Here is a 21,587-nt window from a genome sequence, read left to right as displayed (position 1 = left end):
CAGTAGAATCTGCGGAGCGAAATTTTTGAAGTAGTGGAAGGGGCCCCTTCCACTACTTCAAAAACATAAGAGCTAAATAACTTGTTTTTCCTAGGAATGAATTTACACAAAATAGTGGACTTGACTGACTCAAGCTATCTCTTTTTTCCTTTTTGTGGCAAAAGGTGACCCAGGTTCTGACTCTAGCTAACTGTTTTCCCCTCTTTGTGGCAGAACTTGGCTCAGCTTCTGACTCTAGCTAACTCTTTTCTCCTTTTTGTGGCAGAAGGTGGCGCAGGTTCTGACTCTAGCTAACTGTTTTCCCCTCTTTGGCAGAAGGTGGCATAGGTTCTGACTCTAGCTAACTCTTTTCTCCTCTTTGTGGCAGAAGGTGGCGCAGGTTCTGACTCTAACTAACTGTTTTCCTCTCTTTGTGGCAGAACTTGGCTCAGCTTCTAACTCTAGCTAACTGTTTTCCCCTCTTTGTCGCAGAAGTTGTCATATGTTCTGACTTTAGCTAACTGTTTTCCCCTCTTTGTGGCAGAAGGTGGCATAGGTTCTGACTCTAGCTAACTGTTTTCCCCTCTTTGTCGCAGAAGGTGGCATAGGTTTTCTGACTTTAGCTAACTGTTTTCCCCTCTTTGTGGCAGAACTTGGCTCAGGTTCTAACTCTAGCTAACTCTTTTCTCCTTTTTGTGGCAGAAGGTGGCGCAGGTTCTGACCCTAGCTACCTGTTTTCCTCTCTTTGTGGCAGAAGGTGACCCAGCTTCTGACTCTAGCTAACTCTTTTCTCCTTTTTGTGGCAGAAGGTGGCGCAGGTTCTGACTCTAACTAACCCTTTTCCCCTTACTTTGTCCCAAGGTGACCCAGGTTCTGACTCGACCGACGCGTTTTCTCCTCCCCTGTGTCCGAAGTTCCCCAGGTTCCCACTCCTACAGCCTCTTTTCGCCTTTCTTCGTGGCCAATGATCCAATCTCTAAAAAAAACAAATAAAAGGTATGCCCCAAAGGACATACCTAAATCGCATTCCGGCATATTTAATCTTGGAAAAAAGTTATAAACCATATAACCACCGAATTAACCAAAGAATAATGCACCGAAGATTGACCCATTTTCACCAGGGCTGCAATACCGAATGCAATAACAATTAATACAAACCAAGCGATAAATGAAGAAATGGTGTAATAATAAATTCCGCCTATAAAAGTCAGGGTCCTGCCCAGAAATTGTCCTCGGCTGCCTTCTCTCTTAACTTTGATAAGGGTTAAAATAAAACTCCAAAGCAACAGCAAAGGTATCCCTATAAAAATATAAACACGAATACTTCCATGCCTCTCCTCCAAAAAAGTTAGTCCATAAACCTCATTAAATCCCCAAGCAAAATATCATCAGAGACCCCTAGCTCTTTCCTGGAGATATCCATTAAAGGTTCACACTCACTTATATCTGTTTCTGTTTCCGAATCGCTTTTGAAGCATTTACCCGCTTTGTACAAATAGTCTTCCGCAATGAAACTTCCATCCCGGAAGGTAACAGGGTGATGGGGATCTCTTGTAAACAGGTTTTGCCCGAAACTGAAATTATCATCAGCACTTATGCCAAGCAGATGAAGAATAGTTTCCCTGATATCGATTTCTCCGCCAAGGTTCGAAAACGTCTTGCCTTCCACACCCGGCACATGAATAATCAGCGGCACCCTTTGGAGCTGCATGCGGTTCACAATCGTATCTTCCTGACCCAGCAATTCAAGCACACCATGTTCATACTTATCAGATATCCCATAATGGTCGCCGTACAATACGAACATCGTATTTTCATAGAGCCCCTTCTTTTTCAAATCCTGAAAGAAGGTTTTAATAGCTTCATCCTGATATCTGACGGTTGTGACATAGCGATTGACCACCATTTCACTTGTGCTGGCCTCAGGGATAAACTGATCTTCCTCTTCCAGCAAAAACGGAAAATGGTTTGTCAAGGTGATAAACCTTGCGTAGAAAGGCTTTTGCAGTTCCTCTAGATGCTTAATGGATTGCTGGAAAAATGGGATGTCCTTAATCCCGTAATTCACAGAGTTCTCATCCGTCACCACATAATCAGCTTTTGAAAAATACCGGTCATACCCTAAAGAATCATACATGGCCTCCCGATTCCAGAAAGAAGCGTCATTCCCGTGGAAAACAGCTGCGTAATAATCCTTCTCAGCTAAAATATTCGGCAGGCTCCGATAAGCGTTTTGTGTTTTCCGGACAAATGCCGAGCCGCTGGACAACGGGTAAAAGCCTGTATCCACCATGAATTCCGAGTCAGATGTTTTGCCCTGCGCTGTCTGATCATAGACCCGGTTGAAATAAAAGCTGTCATCAATCAGTGAATTAAGGAAAGGCGTTATTTCCTTACCGTTCACCTTCTGGTTGATCACAAAATTCTGAGTGGACTCCATGCTGATCAGCACGACATTCATTCCTTTTGCGGCACCAAAGTAATCCGATGGCTTATCTTCATGAGATTGGACATAATCAGCAGAAGCCTTAGCATCTGTTGCACTGGCAAATGCGCGCTTGAGGGGATTTGCTGCAGCGTTTCCTATATCATAAAGATGATACTGATACAAGCCAATATGCTTAACAAGCTGCTGGCGATTATAGGATTCGGAAAATAAATGAGGTACCTTCACTATGCCGAGAGTAATGGTCACTAGAACAAACATCACACTGACAGCACCATAAAACCTTTTTGATTTGTTTGAAAGCTGCACTTGTACTGATTTCCGTTTTAAATAGAAGAGCCAGAAAAGAATCAGATCAGTCAATAACAGAAGATCCCACGGGCTGATCAATTCAAAAGTACTCGGTCCTATCCCTCCGACATTTTTAAACTGAAAAAGAATCGGAACGGTAACAAAATCGGTATAGAAACGATAGTAAAGTAGGTCTCCAAAAAGAATGCCTGTCATAACAGCCATGCATGCAAAAATAGTTCCCGGTCTGGCCTTTCGCTTAAAATAATAAGGAATTCCAAGGATGACCATTATGGCCCCGATCGGGCTTAATAGCATAAATAAAATATCAGTCCAGGTCTGGGGGTGCAAATTGAATCCGATAAAGGATACAGCAGCTGTCTTGATCCAGATAAAGATAACAGCAGCCCAAATGGGTGGAAGCTTCTTAAATAACTTCATAATCATACCGCTTTTCAAAGTGTTTTTCGAAAATGCGTGCCATCATTTCAAAAGAAGTTATGACCTTCTCTTCTTCCTGCGCACCCATCAGAGCCACCTGAACCCAATTTCTTTCAAGCAGGTACCCGCTTTCATAGCTTAAAAGAATTCCTTTCTGTTTGCATAAGTCGCCGTATTCCCTGCTGGACATGCCCTCCGGCAAATGGACAGTAATAATGCCTGGTGAGTAATCGTCCCCGCCCAGTACGGAAAAGCCCTTATTTACAAGCTTTTCCCTTACTTTTAAAGACAATCGGTTTATCTTCTCATAATCTATCAGCTTTATACTCTCTTTTAAGGCGTAGACCAGATTGGATGAATGGGTATAAGGAATGCTATCATTATCCTCATACATTTTTAAATCCAGGTATCTGGGCATTTGGCTGTTCCCTCTTATTCTGTCTCTATGGAACACAATCGCAAGCCCCGGGTACGAACCAAACCCTTTTCCGCTGACGGTTGATGCCAGATAAATATTTTCAAGATTCAGCGGAACGATTCCGGCTGTACTGCATGCATCCACGCAAAGCTCGGCACCATGCTTCGCACATAGCTCCTGGATTCCGCTGATATTAAATAAATACCCTGTTGAGGTTTCACAATGAACCGTCCATATCCATTTTATAGAAGGATTTTCTGTAAGCATGTGTGCAATGTCCTCATGCAGGATCGGTTCATTCCAGTCTTTTTCAATGGTCTGGAAAGATAATTGAAATCTTTCGGCATGGTCAATAAGACGATAGCCGAATTCACCATTGGCCAGAATCAGCCCATTCCCCTCCATGTTTTTCAGCTGGGCAGCCACAAGGTCGTTGGATAGGGTACCGGTCCCGACAATAACTTGTGCATGTGAAGCACCTGTCATTTTGCATAAGTGTAACCGCAATTCTTTTAAGTCCTTGATAAAATCATGATTGCGATGTGACACGGCTTCTTTAGCAAAAGCATTTTTCACATTCTCATGAACAGGGACAGGTCCAGGCAAAAAAGAGTGCTGCCCAGACTCCTCTGAGCTTCTGTCCATTAACCGTTTAAAGGCTTTTGTGGAACGTTCGAAATTCTCTTTTGTTAAGTACATGGGCTGAAATTGGGCTCCTTCCTCTCCTGTCAGAGGGCCAAAAGGCAAAAAGCCAATCCGCTTATACAATTTCAGCTGCCTGACCGTCCCTGAAATCAGGGCCATCGTATAATTTTTTTCAAGGCAAAGCTCCACAAGCTTTTCACAAAGCTGATAAAAAACACGCGTGCTGCGGTATTCTTTTTTAACTGACAGCAGGCGGACCTCGCAATACACACCTTTCACAGGCAAGTATTCTTCAAGATTAGGAAGCTTATAATCAAGCGAAAATGGCCTTTTCGCACGTATCGCGATCATTCCTGCCACTTCGTCACCAGCCTTGGCAATTACATATGTATTTTCTTCATGAAATTTATCGATTAAATGCTGATTTTCATTTTGCTTATGCTGCGGAATTTCTTCCACAAATGTCTGATAGTTGAGCTGATGGATTTGTTCAAATTCATCAGGTTCGGCTGCAATTTTGCAGATAATAGTCATAGTTTACCTCCTATGTTTAGGCATGATGAAATTTGTATGCGAAATTACGACAATGATAAGCAACAGCAACAGGCCTGCTGTAATAATGAATGAATCGCCAATCACCCAGGCTGTTATGGGAATTGAAGCCATCGAGATAAAACCCGATAATGTATACCTCCGAAGAGCTGCTAACGTGATTCCCATTGTGATGGCCATGATTGCGATCGTCATCGGCTCCAAATACAAAGCGGAAGCCAGATAGACAACCACTCCTTTTCCGCCATGAAAACCCAGTTGAATAGGAAACAGATGACCCAGCAGCACGCAAAGGGCGCTAAGAATGAATACCACTTCCCCCTCAAACAGGAGTCCAGTCACATATAAAGCTCCCCACGACTTTCCAGCATCTACTGCAATGGTTAGCAAAAAACCGGTCTTTCCGAAAGCTCTTCCTGCATTTGTAGCTCCTGCATTCCCGCTCCCTATATACCTAATATCCTCTTTCGCTAAATATTTAACCAAATAATAAGCTCCTGATATACACCCCAATGCGTATGAAAAGATCATAACAACCAGGGCAGACCAAACAGCATCGATCATATACACCTACCCCGCCTCTATTAATTAAACGATCAAAAAGGGTAAAAAGTTTCATATACTTACAAATTTACAATCAGTTTTTTCAGTCTATCTCACCTAATTTTACCATTATACAATCATTATGCCAGAGTCATAAATCATAATTGGCTATTTTATGCCATCTTTAAATTTTCGGTGATAAAAATTTTTGTGTTGACATTGTTTAGCATTTGCATATAATTTGCATTAAGGCAAAACTTTTTAATATATCCATAAATCTTGTCCATATGACGATAAATTGTGTTATGACAATTATTTTGAATATGTTTAAATCTGAAAAAAACAGGAGGACAATAAAATGAAGGATCCAGCGATCAGCATACAGGATTTGCATGTCTCCTATTTTGGAAATGAAGCGGTCAAAGGAGTCAGCTTATCGGTAGATACCGGCAATCTGGTGGGAATAATCGGTCCGAATGGCGCAGGTAAATCAACATTTCTAAAAGCCATGCTTAATCTCATACCAAAGGATAAAGGCGCAGTTAAAGTGCTGGGAAGACCCATCACGGAAGTACGCAAAAGCATCGCCTATGTCCCGCAGCGGAATGACATAGACTGGGATTTCCCCATCACGGTTCTGGATGCCGTTCTTATTGGGACCTACCCCCATCTAAAACTGTTCCGCCGTCCGAAGAAGAAGGATAAAGAATGGGCCAAGGAATGCCTTCAGCGCGTTGGCATGCAGGAGTTAAGCAAAAGACAGATCGGTGAACTGTCAGGCGGCCAGCAGCAGAGAGTTTTTCTGGCGAGGGCCCTTGCACAGAAAGCAGATCTGTTTTTCCTGGATGAGCCGTTTGTCGGGGTCGATGTATCGAGCGAGGAAACGATTGTGAACATTTTGAAGGAACTGTGCAGACAGGGAAAAACGGTGATAGTCGTTCACCATGACTTAAGCAAGGCAAACGATTATTTCAATCAGTTAATCCTGCTAAATAAAGAATTGATCAGCTTCGGAACTGTTGAAGAGGTCTTTAAACCGGAAGTAATTTCCAAAGCCTATCAGGGACAATTTACATTTATGAAAGAGATTGGGGTGACATTATAATGGCTTTTATCGAAGCGGTAATGCAATATGGTTTTCTGCAAAAGGCGCTATTAACCTCGGTTATGGTCGGAATTATCTGCGGTGTGATCGGCTGTTTTATCATCCTGAGAGGAATGGCTCTTATGGGGGATGCCATTTCACATGCCGTCCTTCCAGGTGTCGCGATTTCGTATATGCTGGGTGTTAACTTCTTCTTCGGGGCTGTAATCAGCGGTGTCATTACGGCGATTGCTATCGGGTTTGTCTCGCAAAACAGCAGGATAAAGCATGACACGTCCATTGGCATTATGTTTACGGCTGCATTTGCTTCAGGAATTATCATTATTACGATGCTGAAAAGCAGTACAGATTTGTATCATATTTTATTCGGGAATGTTCTGGCAGTAAGATCATCCGATATGTGGATCACATTGGGCATCAGCCTGATTGTATTAGGGGCTGTCTACCTCTTTTACAAGGAATTATTGGTCACATCATTTGACCCGACAATGGGTGCAGCTTACGGACTGCCAGTTCGATTCATTCATTATTTCCTAATGACTCTATTGACAATGGTAACTGTTGCATCCCTCCAGACAGTAGGCATTGTACTCGTGGTTGCAATGCTGATCACCCCTGCGGCGGCGGCATATCTGTTAACCGAGCGGCTGTGGGTAATGATCTTCCTGGCGTCCGGCATTGGGGTGATCTCATCTATCACAGGGCTTTACTTTAGTTTCACCTACAACTTAGCTTCAGGAGCGACGATTGTCATATCATCCACTGCTATCTTCATTCTCGTTTTCTTATTCTCCCCTAAGCACGGGCTGATCTGGAAAACGCTGAAGGTGAAGAAAAAGAGAGCTTCATTAGTGTGATTAAAAAATTCAGGAGGTATCCCTATGTTAAAAAAAGGCTTTATACTACTGGCTGCATCCCTGCTTTTCCTGTCATTTTTGTCAGCCTGCAGCAGCGAAAAGAGCAACACTGCCCAAAGTGACGGAAAAATCCAGGTTGTTACTACCTATTCGATTGTGTATGACATTGTAAAAAATATCGGCGGGGATTTAGTTGAGGTTCACAGCCTGGCCCCTATCGGCTCTAACCCTCATGAATATGACCCGCTTCCTGAGGATGTGCAAAAAACAACAGATGCGGATGCCGTATTTTATAACGGCCTGAATCTTGAAGCCGGCAACTCATGGTTCAACAGGCTCTTGGAAACAGCCGGAAAAGACGGTAAAGATGCGCCGGTCTTCATGATGAGCAAAGGCGTTGACGCCAAACACCTAACTACAAAAGGCAAAGAAAGTGAAGAAGATCCTCATGCATGGCTCGACATCCGCAATGGAATCAAATATGCGGAAAATGCCAGAGACGGACTGATTAAAGTAGACCCAGACAATAAAGAAGTCTACGAAAAGAACGCGGAAGAATATATTGCAAAGCTTCAGGAGCTTCATAATGAAGCAGTTGAACAATTTAAAGAAATTCCCGAAAACGAACGGGTTCTCGTCACAAGTGAAGGTGCATTTAAATATTTCAGCGAAGCTTACGGATTCCAGGCAGAATACATTTGGGAAATCAATCAGGAAAACCAGGGAACACCAGAACAAATTACAAGAATTGTCGATATCATCAATGAAAAAGGTATTACAGGATTGTTCCTGGAAACCAGCATTGACGCAAGAAGCATGGAAGCTGTATCTGATGAAACCAATGTGCCGATCATGGGAAAAGTGTTTACGGACTCCCTGGCAAAACCGGGTGAAGACGGCGATACGTACATCTCCATGATGGAATGGAATATAAAAATCATTAAAGAAGGCTTGACGAAGTAATTCCAGCAAGCAGGTGAAACTTGTGATCCCCATTCGGATAAAGAGATATCTTCTCGAAATTTATTTCTTACAGGAAGCACATGGGCATGCGACCATTTCCGGCCTTGCCAAGGTATTGAAGGTCACCGCCTCGGCAGCATCTAAAATGGCCGGAAAGCTTAAAGAGGACGGTTACATATACTTTCAGCCTTATGGAACCGTTACTCTGACAAAACCGGGAAATGAGTTAGGCAAAAAGCTGTTCGAGGATCATCTGGTTTTAATGGAGCTTTACCAATTAATTGGCGTTGAAGACAAACTGATCCGAAATATGGTCAGTCAAGTAGAAATGCATATGGAAACAGAGGTTATTGCTAAAATAAAGAATTTTTTAAAAGAATATAAGAAAAACGCTTGAGGTGTTCATTGAACACTTTCAAGCGTTTTTTGTCTATCAAGCCGTCTTTTTCCACATCTTTTCCATATTCTCAAGAGTCTTCCCTTTCGTTTCAGGCACGAACTTCCACACGAAAATCGCTGACAGAACACTCATCAGTCCATAGAAGCCGTAGGTTAAACCGCCGCTGAATTCCATCATCATCGGATAAGTTGAAGAAATGAAATAGTTAGCTGCCCATTGTGCAGCTACCGCTACTGCAACAGCTTGTCCACGGATTTTGTTTGGGAAAATTTCCGAGATCAATACCCAGCAGATTGGCCCCCAAGACATCATGAAGGATGCTGTGTAAATAATGATGAAAATGAGTGTGCCTATGCCGATTATATTCGAAAATGCCATGCCTGCAACTCCAAACATTCCAATCGCCATGCCAATCGAACCTGTGACTAATAATGGCTTTCTTCCCCATTTATCTACAGTTAAAATGGCGACGACAGTAAAGACGACATTGATGACCCCCATAACAATCGTCTGCAGCATGGACGCATCCTTTGCCGCTCCCATGCTTTCAAAAATACGAGGTGCATAATAGAGGGCCACATTAATTCCGACAAATTGCTGGAAAACAGACAGCATAATTCCAATAACAATCACTAATTTACCATACGCAAACAGCTTTTCTGCCGGAAGATTGGCAGAGGCTCTTACTGATTTCTTGATTTCACCCAGGATCGTTTTGGCCTCAGCTGCCCCGTTAATTTTCGTCAGTACAGCCAGCGCTTTATTATCCTGGTTTTTAATGGCCAGATAACGTGGTGTCTCCGGAACCAAAAGCAGCAGAAGACCAAAGGCAAGTGCCGGAATCGCTTCTGAAGCAAACATATACCTCCAGCCAATATCATTGATCCATTCCAATGGACGGCCGCTGGCAATGCCCCAGTTGACAAAGTATACGACAAGCATTCCGAAAATGATCATAAATTGATTGAATGAAACCAGCCGGCCGCGGATATCAGCAGGGGCAATTTCACCGATATACATAGGAACAACGGCTGACGCCAGGCCAACCCCTATTCCGCCAATAATGCGGTAAAGATTAAAAGTCAGCAATAAAGAAATGGTCGGCTCCCCTTTAGTGAAAAATAAAAATTCAGGAAAAGCAGAACCTAAAGCAGAAATGAAGAATAGAACAGCAGCAGCAATCAGTGAATTTTTACGCCCAAACTTTGACGCAAAATAACCGGATATCAACCCGCCAATGATACAGCCAATTAAGGCACTGGAGGTTGTCGCTCCGTGAGCCAGCGACCCCAATCCCAGGCTTTCAATCAAATAGATTTCCAGAGACTTTTCAGCTCCTGAAATAACAGCAGTATCATATCCAAAAAGCAAACCGCCAATCGCGGCAACCAATGTTAGTGAACCAATATAAAGTGAGTTCCGATTCTGTTTCATAGTGTGTAAGACAGATATGAAGTATAACGCTTACAATTTTCCCTGTCATTCATATCTGTCTATACTCCTTTCTGCGAGTTATTGAGTAACGAGAAACTTATAACTGGTCTTTGTTTTGTAGACTTCATTTTTCTCCAATACAATAGAAGGAAAATGTTCGTGATGAATAGCATCAGGCAGACATTGAGTTTCGAGACACAGCCCCAGATGCTTTTTGGACTGTACACCTTTAATTTGAAAATCGTTTCCAAGCATGTTCGATGTATACAAAACAACACCCGGCCTGTCCGTTGTTACTGCCAGTTTTCGTCCGCTTACAGAATCCACTAGCGCCAATTCACCAGAGTTTAAGTGAAAAGGATGATCATACCCTCCGCCCACAAGCAGATTCTGCGGATGATTTGAATCGACGCCCTCTTTAATTTTCTTTCCTGCTCTGAAATCAAACGGGGTATCTTCAACAGGGATGAATTCCCCGGTCGGAATTAGGGTTTCATCAAGCTCGAGAAAGTGATCACTTTTTATGGTCACCTCGTGCTCAAGGATATCCCTTTTAACATTTCCGCTCAGGTTGAAATAAGTATGGTTAGTCAGGTCAATGACCGTCTTTTTATCAGATACTGCTTCATAGCTTATGATGAGTTCATTCTCATTGTTCAGAGTATAGGTTACCATCACCTCAAGTGAGCCGGGATACCCTTCCTCACCATCCGGGCTTATATAGAAGAACTGTACACCCGCTTCATTCCGGCTCTTTTTGGCGGCCGAACGCCAAATGACATTGTAAAAACCGCCCCTGCCTCCATGCAGCTGATGTTCTCCATCATTCTTTGGCAGATTGTAGTCAACCCCATCAAGCGTGAAAGCTGCACCTGCTATCCTTCCGGCTACCCTTCCGATAATAGCTCCGAAAAACGGAGAATGATTGATGTACTCTTCTAGTGTGTCAAACCCAAGGACTACATTCTCTATCATTCCTTTACGATCAGGGACCGAAATATCAGTGATGATTCCCCCATATTCGATACACGTTACACTCATTCCATGGTCATTGCTGATGGTATAGGATTTAATTCGCTTTCCATTCAAGTTACCAAAGATACTTTCTGTTATGTTCATGTTGGTCTCCCTCAAGTCCGCTTACTTTTTCCTGAATCCGGCCAGACTCTCATTCAGCTTCCTAGTCTCTGCATACACTTGTTTATACAACTGAAACAGCTCCTGATATTTCTCAACATTTTCAGGTATTGGGCTATACGATTTTTCGTATGTGATGAACTTATCTGCACAGGCTTCAAGAGAGTCGTACCATTGGCAGCCATATGCCGCAAGCATTGCCGCCCCTACAGCAGGGCCCTGCTCACTTGACAGTTTAACGATCGTGCTGTTGAAAATATCGGCTTGTATTTGCAGCCAGGCATCGCTTTTCGCTCCGCCGCCGATTGAGATGACAGTATCGATCAGCTTTCCGCTTTCTCTGAAGATCTCAATGGATTCATTTAATGAAAAAGTAATGCCTTCAATAACAGAGCGGACAAAGTCGCTTCGAGTGTGAGAAGAGTCCATGCCGATAAAGCTGCCGCGAATTTGTGAATCCGCATGCGGTGTACGCTCACCGGCCAGATAAGGTGTAAACAAAAGACCGTTTGATCCATTTGGAACGTCGCTTATACCAGATAACAGGGAATCAAATGATTCTGCTTCAGCAAACGTATCTTTAAACCAGCTCAAACTATGTCCCGCAGCTAAGGTTACCCCCATTGTATAGTAGGCATTTTCTTCGCCATGGTTAAAATAATGGACCTTCCCCTGAAAATCCTTGTCATTTCGTTCTTCATACGATAAAACGACTCCGGATGTGCCAATGCTGCATAATGTTTTGCCTTCTGAAAGAATGCCTGAACCGATCGCTCCGCAAGCATTGTCAGCTCCGCCTGCAAATACCTTTATTACAGATGATAACCCTGTTTCCTCAGCAATCTCAGGCATTAGTGTTCCTACACATTCATGGGATTCAACTAAAGGCGGACAAATTTTGATATCAATCCCGGTTAGCGTGCACATCTCTTCACTCCACATTTTCCTGCTGACATCGAGGAGCAATGTGCCCGCTGCATCGCTATATTCACTATGAATCTTCCCGGTCAGTTTAAAGCGCAGATAATCTTTAGGAAGTATAAAGACAGCGGCTTTTTCAAACAGTTCCGGCTCATGCTGCTTCACCCATAGCAATTTAGGCAATGTGAAGCCTTCCAGCGCCGGATTTTTAGTAATTTCAAGGAGATGATTCTCTCCGGCCATCTCATAAATCTGCTGGCACTGCTCGGTCGTGCGCGTATCATTCCAGAGGATAGCATGGCGCAGCACCCGATTCGCTTCATCCAGAAGGACAAGGCCGTGCATTTGGCCTGAAAAACTAATTCCCTCTATGTCTTCAGCGCTTCCTTCAAACTGGTCAGTTAGCTCTTTAAGCGCTTCGACTGTTTTATCAATCCATTCGGCCGGATCCTGTTCACTGTAGCCTGACTTTTCATGAATGAGCGGATATGCTTTTGAGACTTCGCTGCACACTTCTCCCTTTTGATTCATTAGTAATACTTTTACCGAGCTCGTGCCAAGGTCAACCCCGATTACATATTTCATGAGTGATCATCCTTTAAATAATGAAATGTATGCTAAGCTTTGTTTTTAAAAATGTACCGGGACCATATCGGATTCCCAGTACATTTACCTTTTTCTATCAATCTCTTATGCTTTTACACTCGCATAAGCTTCAAGAATGTATTTATTTAAAATCGCTTTTAACTGTTCCTGTCTTCCGGATTTGTTTTCTATCTTTTCAATTCCTAGGGCATATTTTTCGAGCTTATGGAAGTCTGTTTTTCCTTCAACAATGTCAAGGCCGATTCCCTGTGTGTAGCTGCTGTATCTGTCAGCAATGAAGTTGTCTAATACTTTATCATCAATTAAACGCTGAGCCACTTTTGCACCAACCGCAAAAGCATCCATTCCGGCGATATGAGCATAGAACAGGTCTTCAGGGTCAAATGAACCTCTTCGCACCTTCGCATCAAAGTTCAGGCCGCCTGATCCAAGGCCATCATTTTTAAGGATTTCAACCATTGCTAATGTAGTAGAGTAGATGTCAGTCGGGAATTCATCTGTATCCCATCCAAGCAGAGTATCTCCCTGGTTGGCATCCACCGAACCAAGCATGCCATTAATGCGTGCTGTGTGCAGCTCATGCTCAAATGTATGGCCGGCAAGAGTCGCATGGTTCGCTTCAATATTGAATTTGAAGTAGTCTTTTAACCCGTAAGATTGCAAGAATGCTAAGCTGGTAGCCACATCAAAATCATATTGATGCTTCGTTGGCTCCTTCGGCTTTGGCTCGATCAGGAATTGTGCGTCAAATCCGATTTCCTTTGCATAATCAATGGCCATATGGAAGAAACGTGCCAGATTATCCTGTTCAAGCTTCATGTTTGTATTCAGCAATGTTTCGTAGCCTTCGCGGCCGCCCCAGAATACATAGTTTTCAGCGCCAAGCTCCTTGCCGATCTCAAGTCCCTTTTTCACCTTTGCAGCTGCATAAGCGAATACATCAGCATTTGGAGCTGTCGCCGCACCGTGCAACCAGCGCGGATGTGAAAACATATTAGCGGTATTCCATAATAGCTTTGTTTTGCTGGACTTCATGTAGTCCTTAATCATACCCGTAATCACATCTAAGTTCTTAAACGTTTCTCTCAATGAATCGCCTTCAGGTGCAATATCAGCGTCATGGAAGCAGAAGAACGGAACATTCAATTTTTCATAGAATTCAAAGGAAGCTTCGACACGTGCCTTCGCCAAATCCATTCCTGAATATCTATCATATGAACGAATCATCGTACCCTCTCCGAAAGGGTCATTTCCTTCTGCCGTAAACGTATGCCAGTAAGAAACGGCAAAACGCATCAGGTCTTCCATTTTTTTGCCGTTAATCATTTCTTCAGGATTATAATATTTAAAAGACAATGGGTTAGTAGAATCCGGACCTTCGTATTTAACTCCTCTTACATTTTCGAAATAGTTCATTTTTTTATTCCTCCTGTTTTTACAGATTTTTCTGTGTGTTATCGCTTTCATTTGTTTACAAATTGATTTTAACACCATAAACTTAGTTTGTCTATTGAATGAACTAAGTTTTATTTTTAATTTTAATTATGGTATAAATGGAATATGATTGAACTATACAAAGAAATTGAGGATTTGAGGAGAAAAAATAATGACTTGGAACCAGCAACTGGTAAAAATGAAAAATAAATCACGTGTCCTGCAGACGATCATCGAGCAATCCCCAATCTCCCGGGCTGATATTTCACAACATTTGGGACTGACGAAAGGAACGGTTTCCTCATTGGTGAATGAGCTGATCAATGAAAAAATCTGTTCCGAAACAGGTCCAGGGAAATCCAGCGGCGGGCGGCGCCCGGTGATGCTGCTCTTTAATGAGAAAGCTGGATATGCGATTGGAATTGATTTAGGGGTCAATTATATTTTAGGGGTCATAACTGATTTGTCAGGCAATATTGTGGACGAAATCTTGAAGCATATGAATAGCATGAAGTACGAAGAAACCATTCTTGTGATAAAAGAAGTCATCCAATCCCTTGTGGACTCTGCGCCTGACAGCCCCTACGGTGTGGTTGGGATCGGTATTGGTGTCCCAGGGATCGTCAATAAAGAAGGCAGCAATATCCTGCTGGCCCCTAACTTGGGCTGGACAGATATTAATCTAAAAGCAGAAATTGAGGCAGAGTTTCGCCTTCCCGTCATCATTGACAATGAAGCGAACGCCGGAGCATATGGAGAAAAGCGTTTTGGTGCCGGAAAAAACTATGAAAATCTGATCTATGTAAGTGCTGGAATTGGTATAGGCGTCGGGTTTATTTTACAAAACAGCCTATATCGGGGAGCTGAAGGATTCTCCGGTGAAATGGGCCATATGGTCATTGATATAGATGGAAAAGAATGCAGATGCGGCAGCAGAGGCTGCTGGGAATTGTACGCCTCTGAACAGGCATTGCTAAACCAGGCAAAGAACTCTAAACACCTGAATCTGAACCTGGAGTCATTACTTGACATGGCAGAAGAAGATGAAGAAGTAAAGGATTTATTCCGCCAAATCGGCCGCGGCCTCGGCATTGGCATAAACAATATCATCAATACCTTCAACCCTGAACAGATCATCATTGGCAATCGCTTAGCCATTGCCAAAGAATTACTGTCGGAATCGATTATGGAAGTTGTCCGGAATCGCTCCTTAGGGTTTAATCAGGAAAATGTCAATATTACATTTGCTGATTTATCGATTTATTCAGCAGCACTTGGGGCTTCTGCTTATGCTACTGAGAACTTTTTGAACTCGGATTTAGAGGAGCGTTTGAATAAGCAGGATGCGTGATTGGGTTATAAAAAAGAATGTCCCAGAAATGATCGGGACATTCTTTTTAAGTTTACCAGATCATTTACTCCATCTCCTTAATTAAACACCTATAGAGGCAGCTACAGCTATACTTCTTTATTTAATAGTTCCGGTTGATTAACCTCAGAAGAGCAATTGTGCTAAATGTTAGATAAACTTTAAAGTATGGTAGATAAATCTCAGAACCTGTTAGATATATTCAAATTTATGTTAGATAAAATCTAGCATATGCTAGATATAATCCAAAACCTGTTAGATATTCCGTTTTATGTGCCAGAATCAAAGTATTTTGCCACTCAAAGCTGCTCATAAATAACCGACAAATCAAATAGCCATGAATAAATTCCATGGCCATTTGATTCCTTACAGATGCTGCGCCGTAACTGAGCGCTCGCATTCCAAAATTCCTGCAGGCGGTCCCTCATACAGAATTTGGCCGCCCCCTGCGCCTCCATCCGGCCCTAAATCGACGATCCAGTCACTTTTCCGGATGACATCGAGATTATGTTCAATGACGATAACGGTATTCCCCTTTTCAACCAATTTATTAATGATTTCCAGAATATTGGCGACATCGGACATATGCAGTCCTGTTGTCGGTTCATCCAGTATATAAATATTGCCTTTTGTATTCAGTTCCTTTGCCAGCTTTAGCCTTTGGCATTCACCTCCTGACAAAGTGGTCAGAGGCTGTCCGAGGGACAAATAGCCAAGACCGACTGTGTTAAGTGCTTTGAGTTTTCTCTGGATGTCTTTTGCATCGAAAAATTCCACAGCTTCTGCTATTGGCATCTCCATGACTTCCACAATATTTTTACCCTTATATAAGTATTGGAGCACGTCCTGCTTAAAGCGGCTGCCATGACATTCACTGCATTCGACTTCCATTGTATCCATAAAGGATAAGTTGATTTCAACGGTCCCGGTGCCTTCGCAAGTCGGGCATCCGCCGGTTGAATTATAGCTGAATAATCCGCTTTCCACTCCATTTGCATCAGAGAATGACTTACGGATCGAGTTCATTATGCCGGTAAAAGTGGCCGGATTGGACCGTATGTTGGCATGAACCGGACTTTGGTCGATCCGGATAGCTTCCGGAAAATCTTTTGCAAACACTTCATTCACCAGTGTGCTTTTCCCGGAACCCGCTACACCGGTAATCACCGTGAATACTCCTTTCGGAACAGAAAGACTCACATTCTTTAAATTGTGAAGGGTGCTTTTCCTGCTTTCCATAAAATCAGAGACCGGACGCGGATTTGTGTTGAGCTCTGCACTGCGGTTTAAATAATTAGCAGTCAATGTAGCAGAAGATAAGAAATCCCTGAAACTGCCGGTAAACATGATCTCTCCCCCGTTTGTACCCGCATGCGGCCCCACATCAACGATATGGTCAGCAATATGGATGACATCCGGATCATGCTCTACAACTAACACGGTATTGCCTCTGTCCCTTAAGCGCACCAGCAATTCATTTAACCGGTGGACATCCCGCGGATGCAGGCCGGTGCTTGGTTCATCAAATATGTACATAAGGCCAGTTAAGTTGCTGGATAAATATTTAACCATTTTCACCCTTTGGGATTCACCGCCAGATAAGGTGGGCGTTTCCCTTGTCAGATCCATATAGCCGAGACCAATATCACACAGATTTTGCAGACGTTCCATGACCCCTTCAGCGATTGGCTTTGCATCAGGTGAAATGATACTTAGAAGAGTATTGATTAGCTGATCCAATTGCATGGATGTCAGATCATAAATGGAGTAGCCTTTGATTTGGGATGAAAGCACCTTTTCATTGTATCGCTTTCCTTCGCAGGAAGGGCAGACAGTCATCGTGCTGAAGGTCTTTAGGAGCTTCTCGCCCGTTTTTGACGTCTCCTTGTCCCTTTTCACATGCTGGCGCATAAATTTGACGGCCAGACCCTCATAGGTGGCATTCATATCATTATTCATATAACTGACCGTTACTTTTTCCGGTTCTGCATAGACAAGCTTATTGAACTCTTCTTCTGTATAATCCTTAATTTTCTTATCACGATCGAAGAATCCGGATTCCGCATACGCTTTCCATTGCCATGTTCCAGGTCCAAAGCCCGGAAGCAGAATAGCACCTTCATTTAAGTTTTTTTCCTTATCAAGAGCAGCATCTAAGTTGAGGGTAATAATTCTCCCAATCCCTTCACATTTCGAACACATGCCGCTCGGATCATTAAACGAATAAGCATTGCTGTACCCTACATGAGGCTCTGCAAAGCGGGAGAATAACAGGCGAAGAAGAGGATTAATATCTGTAGCAGTTCCAAGTGTGGACCGGGCATTTCCGCCGAGCCGTTTCTGATCGACGACAACAGCTGTAGAAAGATTGTTGATTTCATCTGCTTCCGGACGGCTATATTTCGGAAGAAACAGCCTCTGAAAACTGCTGTACGTCTCATTTAACTGCCGGCCAGCCTCCTGGGCAATCGTATCAAACACAATGGATGATTTGCCGGAACCGGATACACCTGTGAAAATCGTGATCTTTCCCTTAGGAATTTGAAGATTAATATTCTTCAGGTTGTTTACTCTCGCATTTACAATTTCGATGAATTCCTGCTTCACACAATCAGCTCCCTATACTATCGTTTTCCGTATGTATGTCATTTGCGCGGAGAATTATCATACCAATAGTGGGAAGGAATTTGCAATAATATTCTTTATTTATTTTGACATTTTATGAAAACGCCTTTTATATTGATGGAATCACAGCAGCTCTGCAAGCTTTTTCATAAAACTCTATTGGCCCTGCTCCTCCAATAATGGCATATTCATATCCTATTTCTTTCATATCTCTTAAACAGTGATGAAGCAAAGCATACCCTATACCTTTAATCCTGCTGGTTTTTACTACACCCATAGGACCGAAATATCCCTTTTGTTCAGGTATACATCAAATGCTGCAAAGCCAATTATCCTAAAGTCTTCCTCACTTGCGATATAAATTGATGGCGTCTCCTTCTGAAATCCCCCGCGAATCGTATTAGCCCACTCCTTAGAAAAATTTTTCTCCGTAAAGGCTGTAAGCTGCTTTTCATCACCATCATGATGAACTTTCCTGACAAAGGAGTGTTCATTTGAGGAAAAGTATAACTGCCAAGATGAGTGATCAGGTCCCTTGGAGACGTTCCGAGGGTCAAAATGGTGTTTTTCATTTCCTCAGATAGAACCGTTGCAATGGTGGCATCATTTAGTAATCCTTTAAGCAAATGCCCTTCATTAACAAAAACCTGGTTATACCTGTTCATACAATCAATCGCTGTATCAAGTATGACAATAACCCCATCGGTTACTGGGGATGTCGAAAAATTCACTTTGCATTTTTTTATGTTTAGGTTGAACTGACCGTCTCAGTATATCCGGATCTAAATTGCATTTTAGGTATATCTCCCCCAAAGCGCCTGATCTTTCTTCCAGACACCCTATTAGCAGGTGACAGCCAGGCTTCCTTTTCGGCATTCTTAATAATTCTTTGCATTCTATTCGTGAATTTAACTGAATGGTCCAATGTAAACACACCTTCACTATTATATTAGTCTTCAAACAAATTGCTTAAAAATGAATTCTCTTCTAAGTCGTGAATTCTGCCAAATGTTAACAATAAAATGATTTCCAAAGGAGATGGAAAAAGCGATGAAGCTGTTTAAGAATGATGCGGTGCTTCTGGAAAATGAACAAAAAATATGCGTCCCTGCATATTACAGAAACACATACACTCTCTGGCCTGAATTATTGATTTGCTTTTACTTTTTCTAAATCCAGCAAAATATTTTCATCAATCCTTCGATATATCTCTTTCAACTTTCACACATGTCAAATACAGTTACCCCGAAAAAATCCAAATCACAGCAAGGGCAGCTGTCATCATTACATTCATCAGCTTCCATATTCGTTAGATACCCGCACCAGGCGCAAATATTGTTCAAACGACCAAACTCCCTCCTAATAAATCTCATTTTATTGATAATGATTATCAATGTCAAGAAGAAAAGGATACCCTATATTATGACGACCGTTTTCTCACTGGAACCTATTTTTTGTGATCATGAAACCTACACTTTACTTAACAAAACCCACGTTCACAAATCTGTCACACCATTCCCAAAACCACCCTGTCCAAATCCCCCCTTGATTTATATATAGAAGATGAAAGGGTGGTGCAGTTTAATGAATTTAAAATCAGGCAGTGTTGACCAGTTTGAACAATTTTCTCAGTTTATAGATCTTCAGGAGTTTAATGCACATGTGGAAATGTGGCTAGCGGTGCATAAGGACAAGTTTTCCAAGGGGGAGCTGGCTGGTTTAAAGAGGCTGGTTCGTTTTGCTGCGAAAATCCCGGGGGTGTCCAATGCCAAGATTGGAACTGTTTTAAAAGCGATTCACGAAGAATATAACGGCCATGGCATTTCCCGCTCCACGTTTAAAAGAATGATTGTCAAGGCGACAGAAATCGGTATTTTTACCGTTCATGAAACAGAGAGAAAAAACGGTTCCCAGTCCAGTAACTTGTATGTTTTTAATCGCTATCCCAAGAGTGAACCACCTAATCAGAAAAAAATGGACCACCCTAATAAAACTATCAATCTTTCTAAAACTAATAAAAATCAAAAGAGTACTAAACGTAGCGAAACCGTCCTCGATCACACATTTACCAGTGAGCGTGTTCCACAGTCATTTATCAGCACTGTAAAATACTTTTTTTCGGAAGCCAGGCAGATAGAGGAATTTTGGAGAATGGCATCACTTGCAGCCTATAAAAATAATTGTGAGTTGAGTTTAGACACAGCCATCCATTCCTTTAAGCAGTTGATCCGGAAAATGAAAACCAGCAACATAGCTAAGCCCATCGCTTATTTCTATGGAATCCTGAATAAAAAATTTGAAGAAAAATACTTTGACGAATTGCATGAAATGGGATTTGCAGCTGAAGACAATGCCTTTTCGCTAAATTTCTTCTACAAAAAGTAGCTAACTTCCCCATTGCTGGGAGTTAGACCCCCTAACTTTAGACTTAGACCCCTTTACTACGGACTGTCTGTCAGGGAAATTGCTGAAAAAGAACGGGTCTCCCTGTCTGCAGTCAAAAACTGGCGGCATGGTGCGCGTGAGAAGCTGAAGAAAATAATGCAGCAAAAATAAAATCACCCTGTCCTTTTCCCCTTCCAAAGTATATATAGAAGGTGAAAGGAGGTGACCCAAGATGGCACAAGCAATTATCACTGATTCCAAACTTCGCCTGGTATTTGAAACAGGCCTCAATGAGCAGGGCAAGCCGGTTCATAAATCAAAAACTTACAGCGGCGTAAAGCAATCGGCCACAGCAGACCAGCTTTTCACAGTTGGACAGGCGATCGCCGGCTTAAGCAGTTATCCAATGACTGAGATTAATAGAAATAACAGCTTCGATATTTTAGGCTAAACAGAATCTATTGAAAACCAAAATCATAAGGAGGGAATATTAAATGGCTAAATCATTAGAAATGACTTTCATCTCTGAACTGGGCAAGCCAACGAAACTATCCGTTGATAACCCCATTGAACCGATTGATCCTGCTGCTGTAAAAGCAGCTATGGAACAAATCATTGCTGCCAATGCATTTCAAGGCAATGGCGGAGATTTGGTTATAGCTGAAAGTGCCAGATTGGTTGAACGGAATGTAACTGAATATGGTTTAGTATAGTCATCAGTGGCCGGATTCTGGAAAGCCGGCCATTTTTATAATACTCGCCAAAGAGGAGCAGTTGGCACGGAACAGATGGTCACATTAATCAGCAAAATTGGCTTCCCGTTCTCAGAACTGAATCGAAGCCAAACTCGATATTGTTTTGCCGTCCATTCAGGGATTGCCGGATCGATTGAAAGAATAGAAAAAGCAGGGGGCTGGGACAAAACTAGCTTCAGATAGTAAGAAAGGTGAATTTGAGTGCGCTCAAATTCACCTTTCTCTTATTTCAGGGTATTAATTCTTTAAATTCTTATTTTTTGGCAGTGAATTTCCTTAAA

21 protein-coding genes are annotated in these 21,587 nt (G+C 42.4%); 10 read left to right on the top strand and 11 right to left on the bottom strand.

The window, feature by feature from the left end; genetic code table 11:
* Positions 1 to 1,016 precede the first annotated feature (1,016 nt).
* From M3205_RS22475 to M3205_RS22460, 4 genes are read right to left on the bottom strand one after another with little or no spacing between them, the layout of a single operon-like run.
* Positions 1,017 to 1,322: a hypothetical protein gene (locus tag M3205_RS22475; protein ID WP_251171926.1), complete on the bottom strand. Its 306-nt coding sequence runs from the start codon at positions 1,320 to 1,322 to the stop codon at positions 1,017 to 1,019.
* 5 nt (positions 1,323 to 1,327) lie between these two features.
* The gene (locus M3205_RS22470) at positions 1,328 to 3,157 is read right to left on the bottom strand and encodes an LTA synthase family protein (protein WP_251171925.1); all 1,830 of its coding nucleotides are present in this window, start codon (positions 3,155 to 3,157) and stop codon (positions 1,328 to 1,330) included.
* Positions 3,144 to 4,754, bottom strand: a complete 1,611-nt coding sequence (locus M3205_RS22465; RefSeq protein ID WP_251171924.1) for a GNAT family N-acetyltransferase — start codon at positions 4,752 to 4,754, stop codon at positions 3,144 to 3,146. Before M3205_RS22465 ends, M3205_RS22470 begins: the two co-directional genes overlap by 14 nt.
* Positions 4,755 to 4,757: 3 nt before the next feature.
* Positions 4,758 to 5,336, bottom strand: coding sequence for a glycerol-3-phosphate acyltransferase (locus M3205_RS22460; RefSeq protein ID WP_251171923.1), 579 nt, complete (start codon positions 5,334 to 5,336; stop codon positions 4,758 to 4,760).
* A 337-nt stretch (positions 5,337 to 5,673) separates the two neighbouring features.
* Between M3205_RS22460 and M3205_RS22455 the strand changes: the two genes are divergently transcribed.
* From M3205_RS22455 to M3205_RS25835, 4 genes are read left to right on the top strand one after another with little or no spacing between them, the layout of a single operon-like run.
* Positions 5,674 to 6,420, top strand: a complete 747-nt coding sequence (locus M3205_RS22455; RefSeq protein WP_251171922.1) for a metal ABC transporter ATP-binding protein — start codon at positions 5,674 to 5,676, stop codon at positions 6,418 to 6,420.
* Complete coding sequence (locus M3205_RS22450; protein WP_251171921.1) at positions 6,420 to 7,277, top strand: metal ABC transporter permease; 858 nt, start codon at positions 6,420 to 6,422, stop codon at positions 7,275 to 7,277. Before M3205_RS22455 ends, M3205_RS22450 begins: the two co-directional genes overlap by 1 nt.
* A gap of 24 nt (positions 7,278 to 7,301) precedes the next feature.
* The gene (locus M3205_RS22445; RefSeq protein WP_251171920.1) at positions 7,302 to 8,240 is read left to right on the top strand and encodes a metal ABC transporter substrate-binding protein; all 939 of its coding nucleotides are present in this window, start codon (positions 7,302 to 7,304) and stop codon (positions 8,238 to 8,240) included.
* Positions 8,241 to 8,262: 22 nt separating this feature from the next.
* Positions 8,263 to 8,637, top strand: a complete 375-nt coding sequence (locus tag M3205_RS25835) for a metal-dependent transcriptional regulator (RefSeq protein ID WP_251171919.1) — start codon at positions 8,263 to 8,265, stop codon at positions 8,635 to 8,637.
* Between the two features lie 36 nt (positions 8,638 to 8,673).
* On the opposite strand, the gene xylE is transcribed toward M3205_RS25835, so the two are convergent.
* The 4 genes from xylE to xylA all read right to left on the bottom strand — a co-directional run bounded on the left by xylE (position 8,674) and on the right by xylA (position 14,154).
* On the bottom strand, positions 8,674 to 10,074 hold the full coding sequence (xylE, locus tag M3205_RS22435) for a D-xylose transporter XylE (RefSeq protein WP_251171918.1): 1,401 nt from the start codon (positions 10,072 to 10,074) through the stop codon (positions 8,674 to 8,676).
* Positions 10,075 to 10,152: 78 nt separating this feature from the next.
* Positions 10,153 to 11,193 (bottom strand): aldose epimerase family protein, encoded by a 1,041-nt coding sequence (locus tag M3205_RS22430; protein WP_251171917.1) that lies wholly within the window; start codon positions 11,191 to 11,193, stop codon positions 10,153 to 10,155.
* A 21-nt stretch (positions 11,194 to 11,214) separates the two neighbouring features.
* Positions 11,215 to 12,717, bottom strand: a complete 1,503-nt coding sequence (gene xylB, locus M3205_RS22425) for a xylulokinase (RefSeq protein ID WP_251171916.1) — start codon at positions 12,715 to 12,717, stop codon at positions 11,215 to 11,217.
* A gap of 105 nt (positions 12,718 to 12,822) precedes the next feature.
* Positions 12,823 to 14,154: a xylose isomerase gene (gene xylA / locus M3205_RS22420; protein ID WP_251171915.1), complete on the bottom strand. Its 1,332-nt coding sequence runs from the start codon at positions 14,152 to 14,154 to the stop codon at positions 12,823 to 12,825.
* A 190-nt stretch (positions 14,155 to 14,344) separates the two neighbouring features.
* Here xylA and M3205_RS22415 point away from each other — a divergent pair, with 190 nt between their 5' ends.
* The gene (locus tag M3205_RS22415) at positions 14,345 to 15,523 is read left to right on the top strand and encodes an ROK family transcriptional regulator (protein WP_251171914.1); all 1,179 of its coding nucleotides are present in this window, start codon (positions 14,345 to 14,347) and stop codon (positions 15,521 to 15,523) included.
* A 384-nt stretch (positions 15,524 to 15,907) separates the two neighbouring features.
* Here M3205_RS22415 and M3205_RS22410 read toward each other — a convergent pair whose 3' ends face one another.
* From M3205_RS22410 to M3205_RS22400, 3 genes are all read right to left on the bottom strand, one after another.
* On the bottom strand, positions 15,908 to 18,148 hold the full coding sequence (locus M3205_RS22410; RefSeq protein ID WP_251171913.1) for an ATP-binding cassette domain-containing protein: 2,241 nt from the start codon (positions 18,146 to 18,148) through the stop codon (positions 15,908 to 15,910).
* Positions 18,149 to 18,275: 127 nt separating this feature from the next.
* Complete coding sequence (locus tag M3205_RS22405) at positions 18,276 to 18,443, bottom strand: hypothetical protein (RefSeq protein ID WP_251171912.1); 168 nt, start codon at positions 18,441 to 18,443, stop codon at positions 18,276 to 18,278.
* 52 nt (positions 18,444 to 18,495) lie between these two features.
* Entirely contained in the window at positions 18,496 to 18,897 is a 402-nt protein-coding gene (locus tag M3205_RS22400) for a hypothetical protein (RefSeq protein WP_251171911.1), read from the bottom strand.
* Between the two features lie 853 nt (positions 18,898 to 19,750).
* Here M3205_RS22400 and M3205_RS22395 point away from each other — a divergent pair.
* From M3205_RS22395 to M3205_RS22375, 5 genes are all read left to right on the top strand, one after another.
* Complete coding sequence (locus tag M3205_RS22395; protein WP_251171910.1) at positions 19,751 to 20,551, top strand: hypothetical protein; 801 nt, start codon at positions 19,751 to 19,753, stop codon at positions 20,549 to 20,551.
* Between the two features lie 12 nt (positions 20,552 to 20,563).
* Positions 20,564 to 20,722 carry a sigma factor-like helix-turn-helix DNA-binding protein gene (locus M3205_RS22390; protein WP_396106266.1) on the top strand — a complete coding sequence of 53 codons (159 nt, stop codon included), beginning with the start codon at positions 20,564 to 20,566 and terminating at the stop codon, positions 20,720 to 20,722.
* Between the two features lie 61 nt (positions 20,723 to 20,783).
* A complete protein-coding gene (locus M3205_RS22385; protein WP_251171909.1) occupies positions 20,784 to 21,002 on the top strand; it encodes a DUF1659 domain-containing protein in 219 nt (72 codons plus the stop codon).
* A 43-nt stretch (positions 21,003 to 21,045) separates the two neighbouring features.
* Positions 21,046 to 21,264: a DUF2922 domain-containing protein gene (locus M3205_RS22380; RefSeq protein ID WP_251171908.1), complete on the top strand. Its 219-nt coding sequence runs from the start codon at positions 21,046 to 21,048 to the stop codon at positions 21,262 to 21,264.
* A 6-nt stretch (positions 21,265 to 21,270) separates the two neighbouring features.
* Positions 21,271 to 21,489, top strand: coding sequence for a hypothetical protein (locus tag M3205_RS22375; protein WP_251171907.1), 219 nt, complete (start codon positions 21,271 to 21,273; stop codon positions 21,487 to 21,489).
* Positions 21,490 to 21,587: the final 98 nt, after the last annotated feature.

It is taken from the genome of Cytobacillus firmus, from assembly GCF_023715565.1.
GTDB classification, from domain to species: domain Bacteria; phylum Bacillota; class Bacilli; order Bacillales; family Cytobacillaceae; genus Cytobacillus; species Cytobacillus firmus_C.
The sequence above is the reverse complement of the archived record's forward strand: the minus strand, read 5'-3'. Positions and strand labels throughout refer to the sequence as shown.